We start from the raw sequence: 10,562 nt of genomic DNA on the forward strand, positions 1-10,562 counted from the left end.
TTCCCATTTCATGCTGATACATCCGAAGATGAACGCTCCAGCAATTGGCGCAACAATCTTGACGCCATCGATCACAAAACCTACGATTCGGTTTTTCTTTTCCGTTTTTTTATCCTCTTTTTTATCCTCTGCTTCCATATCAATTTCAGCAGCTTTAAAATCAAGGTCATTTTCGGCTTTTTCCAAATCTGCTATTTGCCTCTCGATAGAACCAATCCTGTCCGCACAAGCTTTGTATGCGTCCTTATCGTTTTTTGGATCTAATCCAGCCAATAATTCCTGAGTAGATTCCCACTCTTCCAACAATTTTTCTTTGAAGCTCATAAATATATCCTCCTTTTCATTACTTCATAATAGAGCCTGTTATTCTGGCGAATCTGTTCGGTGTAAGATAATTTTGTCAGCATCTTTATCAATACGACCACCGAAATCGATATGTATTTTTCCGTAACCAGGAGCATCCTCTAATTCTTCAACTGAGAATGTCCCTTTTGTAGAATGTTTGGATGCTCTCTGATCAGCGACCATAATTCCCAAGAGGAAACCAGCGCCAAATAAACTTCCAAAGATCACAACCGTGAGCATCAATCCCTGTACCATTACACTTCTCTCCTTTCTTTACTTGTATAAATATAAATACTTTTCCAGTAACCTGCGTACGGAAAAGAAGAAGAGAAAGTGCTAAATCTTTGATTCCTTCTCGCCTTTAGCATTTATGCAGTATAGTCAACTGCCTTTCTCTCATTATAGAAGTTGTTTTTCTCGCGAAAAAACAAGAGAAACGGTATGGGGTTCGAACCCATTTCTCCGGAGTTACCCGGTGCCTTACCACATAGACTAACTATTTCTCTCATTATAGAAGTTGTTTTGTACGCGAAAATAAAAAGAAGAGGCCTAAGCCTCCCCCTTACGATTTAATAACTTATGTTTCAAATCTTTGATTTTCTCTTTGATTCTTTCCCATTTGAGCCAAATCCAGAGTATAGCAAACGATGTGAATGTGAATATAAGATATACCCACCAGTATTTCTTCATCCATTCTCCATAAGGTTTCCATACTTTCTCATTGTACTCTTTCCAAGCTTTAATCATAATAAAATCCTCCTTTTGAATTTTGTTGTTATTCTCTCATTAAAGGAATTGTTTATTATGCGAAAAAAATAAAAAGAAAAGAGACCGAAGTCTCTAATCTATTGATACATCACTAACACTTACTATTCTTTTAGATGTTTTCTTGAATAAACCTTTGCCTTTCTGTGTGTAAGTATATGAATCTCCATCATGATCGATGGTTATCTCGTAATTCTTACCTTCCATGAGATTGTAAACTTGAGAATCAAGTTCTTCTTTATCAGATGATAAATTATCATATCTTTGTGATAAGTAATAATTATCACTTTTCAATGATTCATAGTCATCTGTTAAAGATTCTACTTCATTTTCTAAATTTGCAATCTTTGTCTGGTAATGATTTACTGTAACACCCATCATAATAGCTGCTCCACAAACTACTCCCATAACTGCAATAATCATTTTCTTCATAATATAATCTCCTTTATAATTAATAGTTTTGTTATTATTGTTTCATAAAGGAGCATGCTTATTTCGCGAAGATTAAAAAGAGACCCACTCGCAATGAAGTAGGCCTCTGTAGAGATTATTTAATTCGCAACATCAATTAATCGTTTTGTGACTCTGGATTGAACATCCACGTAATATTTGAGTTCTTCATCGTTAAGATCATCGTCACCAAGGTCTTCGTATTTCTGTGTGAAGTCAGCGTATTTTGTCATGTATGTAGTATAGTCTTTCATCATAGATGCAACATCGCTAGAATTATTATATTTTTCCATGAAATCAGCATATTCATTCATAAAGGATTCATAACTATCAAGAAACTCTTTCACTTCTGGACGAATACCTGTAGAATCTGTTGATTCATCAGTTGATTGGTCGGTTGTTAAAGAGTCAGTGTTCTCAGTCGTATCGCTTGTCGCATCTTCTGTAGGAGCTGAAGAATCATCTGATGGATCCGAGTCGTCGCTATAATGGCTAACCTGAATTCGAATCTCTTTATCATCGTCTTCGTAATCAACCCCAAGTTTGTATCCGGCTTCATTTTTTGCACTATAATATTCATCGAATTCGATTGGATCTACTGTATATCCAGCTTCTTTACATTGATTAATATAGTCATTATAATCGTCTAATGATGCTTTATACCAATTGATGACTAATAGAGTGTCGCTGTCAATATCAACCTCTCCAGAAGATATATCTGCAACTGGTATAGCTTGAGCCAACTCGTTAGTAGGCCATGTAAACGCTGTCGTTTCTTGCTTACTGTCATCTTTCGTACTCCCACAACCAGCAAAAGTGCTAATAGCTAACATTCCGCATAAAATACCAACTAATAATCTTTTCATAATTTTCTCCTCCGTAAATAAATGATTAAAATAATTATATTACAGTTACTATTAATTTGCAATGACAAAAAGAAAAGAGACCCTGTGTTAGAATCTCTCGTCGTCTCTCAGAAAGCCAATCATCATTTTCTTTGAATCGTTAGATTTTTTAATCGTCTGTTTCTTGCATATAATTCTATAATATTTACTGCTATGTAATCTCTCAAATAATATCTCTTCAATTATACTGAATATTATTTTTCCAGAAAACCAGCCAATAGCTACCAAAAAACCAATTACAATCCAACTAATCATAATAATCTCTCCTTTCATACTTACCGATTGTTTCTGTCATAAAACACACTGTGCATTTCGTGAAAAAGAAAAGAGCCCTTGTTCAGAGCCCCTCCTTCTCAAATTCTTTTGAGCCAAATATCAGTCCTACTCCGAATATGGTCATTAGAACTAAATATGTTGCATCTCCATCTGTGAATAACATGGATATAAATCCAATAATTATACACAGAGTACCTAACATAATAAATTTCATTTTTCCGCTCCTTTCTGTACTTAATTTAGTCTCATTAAAGGAGTTGTTTTTAACGCGTTACATATTTACTTTTGTAGTTATATGTGGTATCATATATGCACATCCCAAAAAAGCCAAAGGATGAATAATCAAAAAAAGAAAGAGGTGAGCTTTATGACAGACCTTGAAATTAACACATTTATTGAAACCATGGAAGAATATGGCGATAGTTGGACCTATTCAGAGGTGTTCGAATCTAAGTATGCTGATATGGATTTACAGTCAGCAATTAGCAATCGTCTTAATGAATGTTCATGGTTATCTGACATCTTAGCAAAAGCATCTGGTCTGCTGTAAAAAGCAAAAGAGGTTGCCGTAGGTTTTCCTACGGTTTCCTCTCTCACCTCTTTGAGTTTAGAAATTACTTCTCTTTCTCAGATTTTCTAATCAAAGCGTCGACGATCACTCGATCTGTATACTCATGATCCTTAATAATTTTAATAAGTTCAGCTTTGGTTTTAGACCCTAAATCAAGCTGATTGATACGATTAAATGTCATATCGTTCTGCCAGCTTAATAAGGTGTAAATCTCATCTTTGCTTTTCTTACTAATTTTCTTCACAGTATACTCCCGTGATTTTTTTGCTGCTTTGAGTTGCTTCTGATCCATTTTATGAATCCTCCTTTCTTTTACTCATTAAAGGACTTGATTGCTTCGCGAATTATTCTCTAACCTTGTCTAGCAACCAAAAGAATCTCCGGTACCGGTCATAATAAAAATCTTTGCTACATGGAATATCGCAATAGGTCTTTAAATATGTATACGAATACCCAGCTGTCACACCCTTCAGCAAATATTCAAATATGTCCGGATCGGCGTCAATAGCAGATTGTTCAACCATTCTCATTCGATCTGAAAAATACAATCGTCTTATCGCTGAATCACTAGTCCGGTCAGCTATATTTTTTAACCTAGATTTACTGAAATTTAAACTAGATAAAGAATTAACACCAAGTAACGCAGCATACTCATTTTTCCAATCTGGGTATTGAAGGCAAAAATGCTTCAACTCAAAGTACCTGTGTTTTGGTATCCAATATGGATTCTTCTTAGATATCTCAGATCGTACGCAGCTCATACTCTTTCCCCCTTCCATATAAATCCTGTTTCCTCATAAAGCTTATTCGGGGAAATATAATAATTTATTCTCCCGTATCGGCTGTCCATTTGTTTTAAATCTGTAACCCGTTCGCCGTCTCTAGTTGCTGTTCCTATCGGAAGCCATCCGCATATAATGCCCGCTCTAACCCAAGATGCGTCCTTTCCGTATACTCTCGCTGCTACCCGTACTGGAACAGATCCAGTTTCAAATATAAATTCATTCATTGGCTTTTGCCTCCTTTCAACGGCTATTCTAGGTTACTAATAGCATTTTGTTAAAACAACCTCAGTGGAAGAATATGGAAATATAAATACATTTTTCTCTTCATTTCTCCATCGATGCATAGTCATTGAGGATGGAAAATCTTCAAAACCATATGTTTCCTCATCAATTAATCCTTCTACAACGCCATGAATAATTTCAGATTCATACTGTTTATATGGCAAAATATCTTCTGGTAGTTCTCTATGTATCTCGCCACAACTTGGGCAAATATAACGATCCAACCAAATATGGTACTTCTTACCTCCCTTGCCCCTCACGACTCTTTTTACTCGATCATAATGTTTTACTTCCGTTCCGCATTTTTTACAAATTCGTTTCATACATGCCCTCTTTCGTTCTAATATTTCTGTTGGTATACTAATTGACAATTTATACACCTATATGTTATATATGAAGCGTAATCGTAAATCAAATGGGAAAGGTTGGTAAAAATGTTAATAAAATGCAAAGAATGTGGATTGCAAGTTAGCGATAAAGCAATAATGTGTCCTCATTGTGGTTTTCCTCTTCAACCAGATGCAGTTTCTAAAGGATATGTCAGGAAAAAGAATGGCCGACTGAAACTGCCAAATGGTTTTGGGAGAATTACAGAAATCAAAAATAAAAACCTGAGAAATAGATACAGAGTTATGGTCACCGTTGGAAAAGACAAAAATGGTAAACCTATTGGGAAATTACTGAAGCCACAAGCATATTTTCGTACATATAACGAAGCATATGAAGCGCTTGTTGAATATAACAAGAATCCATATGACCTCGACAAAAAAGGTATTACAATGCAAGAACTGTACGATAAATGGTCCGAAAGATATTTCAAAACGTTAAAATCTGATAGCAGCAAACGTGCAATTCGATCTGCGTGGGGCTACTGTTCTATTTTACATAAGTCTAAAGTGATAGCGGTAAACACTGGAATATTAAAAGAATGCATCGATAATGCTAAACGAACAGATAATGACGGCAATGTATTTGTAGCTTCAGCCGGCATGAAAAGTAGAATGAAATCCGTATTTAATTTAATGTTTGATTACGCACTTGAGCATGAAATAATTAATCGGAATCCAGCAAGAGCCTTTGAAATATCAAAAGATGTTATTAAAACAATTGAGGAAGAAAAAGTAGATCATATAACATTCACTGATGATGAAATGAAAACTCTATGGAATCATCGATATGAAGGATATGTAGATATGGTATTGATTCAATGCTATGGGGGTTGGAGACCTCAAGAGCTTGGATTGATAGAGTTGAAAAATGTTGACTTAGAAAAAAATATTATCATTGGGGGTATGAAAACTGATTCTGGAACAGATAGAATTGTACCAATTCATCCAAAAATAAAAGACCTTGTTGTTAGAAGATATACCGAAGCTAAAGAACTCGGCAGCGAGTATTTGCTTAACACAACAGATGGTGCTAAGAAAAAAGACAGATTGAAATTAACATATGACAAATACAAGCATCGTTTTGAAAAAATAGTAAAAGAATATGACATGAATCCAAAACATAGAGCACATGATGGAAGAAAACAATTTATTACTATGTGCAAAAAATATAACGTTGATGAATATGCTTTGAAATACATCGTCGGCCATAAAATCACAGACATAACAGAACGCGTTTACACCGACCGTGATATAGAATGGTTAAAAGAAGAAATAAGTAAAGTAAAATAAGTGTACTAATGCGGTATACTAATAATGTATAAACAGTGTACTAATATACCGCATTTTTGTACTTTTTACTACTCCATACTACTACTTAGAAGTATTGATTTTGCTGTATTTCTTAGAATTTACCAGCTTTTGCTGCTTCCTCTACGGAAACTGCAACGGCAACGGTAGCTCCTACCATTGGGTTATTACCCATTCCGATGAGCCCCATCATCTCTACGTGCGCCGGTACGGAAGAAGAACCTGCGAACTGTGCATCAGAATGCATACGTCCCATTGTATCTGTCATACCATAGGAAGCAGGACCTGCACCCATGTTATCCGGATGAAGTGTACGTCCTGTACCACCGCCGGATGCTACTGAGAAGTATTTTTTACCCTGCTCGATACACTCTTTTTTGTATGTACCTGCTACCGGATGCTGGAAACGTGTCGGGTTGGTGGAGTTACCTGTGATAGATACACCAACGTTCTCATGATGCATGATTGCAACACCTTCCTGAACATCATCAGCACCGTAACATTTTACAGAAGCACGAAGTCCTTTGGAGTATGCTTTCTCATATACAATGTTCAGTTTTGCTTCTTTGTAGTCATATTTTGTCTCTACAAATGTAAAGCCGTTGATACGGGAAATAATCTGAGCTGCATCTTTTCCAAGACCGTTGAGAATAACACGTAACGGTTTCTGACGTACTTTGTTTGCTTTCTCAGCGATACCAATCGCACCTTCTGCCGCTGCGAAAGACTCATGACCAGCTAAGAAGCAGAAGCACTCTGTCTCCTCTTCCAGAAGCATTTTACCAAGGTTACCATGTCCAAGACCTACTTTACGATGATCTGCTACAGAACCCGGGATACAGAAAGCCTGAAGACCTTCTCCGATTGCTGCAGCTGCCTCAGAAGCTTTGCGGCATCCTTTTTTGATTGCGATTGCTGCACCTACTGTATAAGCCCAGCATGCATTTTCAAAACAGATCGGCTGGATTTTCTTTACCTGATCGTACACATCCAGACCAGCATCTTTTGTAATTTTCTCTGCTTCTTCGATAGAAGCAATTCCATAACTATTTAAAACAGAATTGATCTGGTCAATTCTTCTTTCATATGATTCAAATAAAGCCATTGTCCATTACTCCTTTCTCGGATCGATGATTTTTGCTGCATCAGCTACACGGCCGTACTGACCTTTTGCTTTTTCCCATGCAGTATTCGGATCATCACCATTTTTGATAAAGTCAGTCATTTTGCCAAGGCTTACGAACTGATATCCGATTACCTCATTATCCTCATCCAGAGCAATGCCTGTTACATAGCCTTCTGCCATTTCCAGATAACGAACACCTTTTTCTTTTGTTGCGTACATTGTACCAACCTGAGAACGAAGTCCTTTACCAAGATCCTCAAGACCGGCACCGATTGCCAGACCATCATCAGAAAAAGCACTCTGAGTTCTACCATATACAATCTGTAAGAACAGCTCTCTCATTGCTGTATTGATCGCATCACAGACAAGATCTGTATTTAATGCCTCTAAAATTGTTTTTCCCTGTAAAATTTCTGCTGCCATCGCTGCGGAATGAGTCATACCGGAACATCCGATTGTCTCGATCAAAGCCTCCTCGATGATACCGTCTTTTACATTCAGAGTCAGCTTACATGCACCCTGCTGTGGAGCACACCAGCCTACGCCGTGTGTAAAACCGGAAATATCTTCAATTTTTTTGGAGTGAACCCATTTTCCCTCTTCCGGGATTGGAGCAGGTTCATGTTTTGCGCCTTTTGCAACCGGGCACATCAATTCTACTTCTTTGGAATAAATCATTGTAAAACTCCTTTCTATGTATGAATGTTTTTTGAAAGAGATCCCATACCTTATACCTATCCTCTATTGCTTTTCGTAGAAAACATGATTTATCTTCTGTCGTATTTCAACTGTGGTTTTCTGCACAGGATTACTTTGTTATTTTTTTAACATCCTTATGTATTTTGACACATTTTTTGCCATTCGTAAAGTACTTTCTGACATTTTTTTTACAAAATTTTGTTTGTATCGAAAATAGCACAAATAAGTCTCTGCTAATTACTGTTTTTCTACAATCTCATTGCGGTTTTTGTAAATAGAATGTGCCGGTACCACGCCACGGACTGCAGATAACGGATATACATTGCTCTCCGGACAGATGACTGTTCCCGGATTTAGTACAGAATTGCATCCTACTTCAACGTTATTGCCAAGCATTGCGCCGAATTTCTTTCTGCCGGTAGCGATTTCTTCTTTGCCATCACGTACGACAACTAATGTTTTGTCGGATTTTACGTTTGAAGTGATGGAACCAGCACCCATATGTGCTTTGTATCCAAGGATGGAATCGCCTACATAATTGTAATGCGGAACCTGTACTTTGTTAAACAGAATCACGTTCTTTAATTCGGTAGAATTTCCTACAACTGCACCTTTTCCAACGATCGCTGAACCGCGGATAAATGCACAGTGGCGAACTTCTGCTTCCTCATCAATGATCAGCGGACTTCCAAGAAATGCAGTCGGTGCAACGTTTGCATTTTTTGCAACCCATACATCTTCGCCACGTTTCTCATATTTCTCCGGATCCAGAGTCGCACCCAGTTTTTTGATATAATCGGAAAGTCCGTCTAAAAGCTCCCACGGGTACTCTGCTGTCTCCATATATTCTTTTGCAATTGTTTCATTTAAATCATACATATTTGTGATCTTACACTGTTCCATTTTATATTCGTATTCCTTTCATACTATATTTTTCATCACTCTTATTGTGCCACGTTTTCCATTCTTTTTCCAGTCCTTTTTTCCTGAATTATCCGTGTTGGTAAAAATAGCTTTTTGCAACCCTGCCAATACAAATAGAACCCTGATCTGTGCAACATATCTGTCACATAAGTCAGAGTTCTATTTTACTATTTAAAGTCGAACGCACGTGAGACGTGGTGCGTGATTCTGGTCAGCGTAAACTGACATATTCATCTCAGGATCACTGCACCTCTACACTGTCTATTTTTTTATGAATCGATCTTTGCCTTTATTATAAATCCAAGTTGATCATATATCAGTTGTGGATAATCGTGATACACCTACACCTGTAATGATCTTTTTACTCACAAAACATTCTTAGCGCGATTTTTTATAGAATGGCGCCACCCGTTCAAAGGAATCCTTTATGATATACTGGTTTCGAAGTCCCAGTACACCACTTGTACGACTCTGAATAAAGTGTGTCAGTTTTGTCATATATTCCTCTGGGGTGATCGTACCTTCCGCCACATAATTCAGGCCTTTTTCCCAGCTTGCCGTCAGTTCGGGATTCAGCAATGACTTGATAGATGCCGATACGGTATCATAAATCAGCTCTCCCTGTAAGGTCGGTGTAATGATCTGTGTCTTTTTATTCAGACTGAGGTATTTGTTGTTCACCAATTTCTTCAAAATCTCCGCACGGGTCGCACTTGTGCCGATACCGGAACCTTTAATCTGAGCGCGTAACTCCTCATCTTCAATCAACTGTCCGGCATTTTCCATTGCAAGGATCATGGAACCGGAATTGTAACGTTTTGGCGGAGAAGTCTCTCCCTCCTTGATGGCATAACCATTTACAGGAAGTGTCATACCTTTTTTGATTTTTGCGATCTGCTCCAGTAAATGTGCATCTCCGCTCTTTTCATTGGAATCTGCATCATTTTGACTGGTTGTATCTTCTGTCTTTTTCTTCCGGAAGGAATATTCCATCACCTTCAGATACCCAGGATCAGCTAACACCTTAAAGGAAGCAAAAAAACGCTCTGTCTCCATCCCCATTGTCAGACTCACTTTTTTATAAATAGCCGGTTCGTAAAAAATTGCCAGGAAACGACGTACAATCGTCTCATATACTTTCAGTGAAACCGGATTTAAACCTCGCATAGCTCCAAGTCCCTGACCAGTCGGAATAATTGCATAATGGTCTGTGATCATTTTATCGTTGACATAACGTGTCTTCGCAATCTGTTTGTAGCTTTCTTTTTCAAGAATTTCTTCTGCAAATGGGCGCACCATATTGATCCCTTTTAATCCGGAAATATTCTTTGAAATCTCCTTCGCCACAGCACTGGAAAGTACACGGGCATCGGTACGCGGATAGGTCACCATTTTTTTCTCATACAGTTCCTGTACTACACGTAAAGTCTCATCCGGACTGATCTTAAACAGTTTTGAACAATCATTCTGAAGTTCTGCCAGATTGTACAGTAAAGGTGGATTTTTCTTTTCCTGTTTGCGCTCCACTGACATGACTGCTGCTTCCTGTGGTTCCAGGCTTTTCATCCAGTTGATCAATTCCTGTGCATCTTTCTTTTCCCGAAAACCGTTTTCCTTATAAAGTTTCGGTGTACCAAAATATTTTGATCCGGGAACTGCGCGCCATTCGCCTTCAATGGTCAGGCCTTCAAATTCCATACTGTTTAACACACGATAAAACGGTGTTTTTACAAACTC

The 10,562-nt window shown here is 37.7% G+C and carries 15 protein-coding genes and 1 tRNA gene; 2 read left to right on the top strand and 14 right to left on the bottom strand.

The genetic code is table 11. The annotated features are described in order from the left end of the window. The 7 genes from LG34_RS06120 to LG34_RS06145 all read right to left on the bottom strand — a co-directional run. Positions 1-324: hypothetical protein (locus LG34_RS06120; protein WP_146190195.1), on the bottom strand; the 324-nt coding region annotated here is incomplete at its 3' end. A 39-nt stretch (positions 325-363) separates the two neighbouring features. Beyond that, positions 364-600, bottom strand: a complete 237-nt coding sequence (locus LG34_RS06125) for a hypothetical protein (protein WP_109215303.1) — start codon at positions 598-600, stop codon at positions 364-366. A gap of 177 nt (positions 601-777) precedes the next feature. Continuing rightward, positions 778-848, bottom strand: a tRNA-OTHER gene (locus tag LG34_RS16680). 46 nt (positions 849-894) lie between these two features. Further along, positions 895-1,092, bottom strand: a complete 198-nt coding sequence (locus LG34_RS06130; RefSeq protein WP_109215304.1) for a hypothetical protein — start codon at positions 1,090-1,092, stop codon at positions 895-897. A gap of 93 nt (positions 1,093-1,185) precedes the next feature. Next, positions 1,186-1,542, bottom strand: a complete 357-nt coding sequence (locus LG34_RS06135) for a hypothetical protein (RefSeq protein ID WP_109215305.1) — start codon at positions 1,540-1,542, stop codon at positions 1,186-1,188. Between the two features lie 119 nt (positions 1,543-1,661). Next, the gene (locus tag LG34_RS06140) at positions 1,662-2,426 is read right to left on the bottom strand and encodes a DUF6591 domain-containing protein (protein ID WP_109215306.1); all 765 of its coding nucleotides are present in this window, start codon (positions 2,424-2,426) and stop codon (positions 1,662-1,664) included. A gap of 87 nt (positions 2,427-2,513) precedes the next feature. Next, positions 2,514-2,720 (bottom strand): hypothetical protein, encoded by a 207-nt coding sequence (locus LG34_RS06145; RefSeq protein ID WP_109215307.1) that lies wholly within the window; start codon positions 2,718-2,720, stop codon positions 2,514-2,516. A 388-nt stretch (positions 2,721-3,108) separates the two neighbouring features. Here LG34_RS06145 and LG34_RS06150 point away from each other — a divergent pair, with 388 nt between their 5' ends. Next, positions 3,109-3,291 carry a hypothetical protein gene (locus LG34_RS06150; protein ID WP_109215308.1) on the top strand — a complete coding sequence of 61 codons (183 nt, stop codon included), beginning with the start codon at positions 3,109-3,111 and terminating at the stop codon, positions 3,289-3,291. 64 nt (positions 3,292-3,355) lie between these two features. On the opposite strand, the gene LG34_RS06155 is transcribed toward LG34_RS06150, so the two are convergent. The 3 genes from LG34_RS06155 to LG34_RS06170 all read right to left on the bottom strand — a co-directional run bounded on the left by LG34_RS06155 (position 3,356) and on the right by LG34_RS06170 (position 4,702). Beyond that, complete coding sequence (locus tag LG34_RS06155; protein WP_109215309.1) at positions 3,356-3,604, bottom strand: hypothetical protein; 249 nt, start codon at positions 3,602-3,604, stop codon at positions 3,356-3,358. Positions 3,605-4,069: 465 nt separating this feature from the next. After that, positions 4,070-4,321: a hypothetical protein gene (locus LG34_RS06165; RefSeq protein WP_109215311.1), complete on the bottom strand. Its 252-nt coding sequence runs from the start codon at positions 4,319-4,321 to the stop codon at positions 4,070-4,072. 36 nt (positions 4,322-4,357) lie between these two features. Further along, the gene (locus LG34_RS06170; RefSeq protein WP_109215312.1) at positions 4,358-4,702 is read right to left on the bottom strand and encodes a DUF6431 domain-containing protein; all 345 of its coding nucleotides are present in this window, start codon (positions 4,700-4,702) and stop codon (positions 4,358-4,360) included. A 111-nt stretch (positions 4,703-4,813) separates the two neighbouring features. Between LG34_RS06170 and LG34_RS06175 the strand changes: the two genes are divergently transcribed. Further along, the gene (locus LG34_RS06175; protein ID WP_109215313.1) at positions 4,814-6,058 is read left to right on the top strand and encodes a tyrosine-type recombinase/integrase; all 1,245 of its coding nucleotides are present in this window, start codon (positions 4,814-4,816) and stop codon (positions 6,056-6,058) included. A 112-nt stretch (positions 6,059-6,170) separates the two neighbouring features. Here the strand turns inward: LG34_RS06175 and LG34_RS06180 are convergent, their stop codons facing one another. From LG34_RS06180 to LG34_RS06195, 4 genes are all read right to left on the bottom strand, one after another. Further along, positions 6,171-7,181, bottom strand: a complete 1,011-nt coding sequence (locus LG34_RS06180; protein WP_109215314.1) for a GGGtGRT protein — start codon at positions 7,179-7,181, stop codon at positions 6,171-6,173. 6 nt (positions 7,182-7,187) lie between these two features. After that, entirely contained in the window at positions 7,188-7,880 is a 693-nt protein-coding gene (locus tag LG34_RS06185) for an iron-sulfur cluster assembly scaffold protein (protein WP_109215315.1), read from the bottom strand. Positions 7,881-8,138: 258 nt separating this feature from the next. Then, complete coding sequence (locus tag LG34_RS06190; RefSeq protein ID WP_109215316.1) at positions 8,139-8,804, bottom strand: UDP-N-acetylglucosamine pyrophosphorylase; 666 nt, start codon at positions 8,802-8,804, stop codon at positions 8,139-8,141. A 399-nt stretch (positions 8,805-9,203) separates the two neighbouring features. Then, positions 9,204-10,562 (bottom strand): DNA topoisomerase (locus LG34_RS06195; RefSeq protein WP_242979817.1); only part of this gene is annotated, 1,359 nt, incomplete at its 5' end.

It is taken from the genome of Eubacterium ramulus (assembly GCF_003122485.1).
Classification (GTDB): domain Bacteria; phylum Bacillota; class Clostridia; order Lachnospirales; family Lachnospiraceae; genus Eubacterium_I; species Eubacterium_I ramulus_A.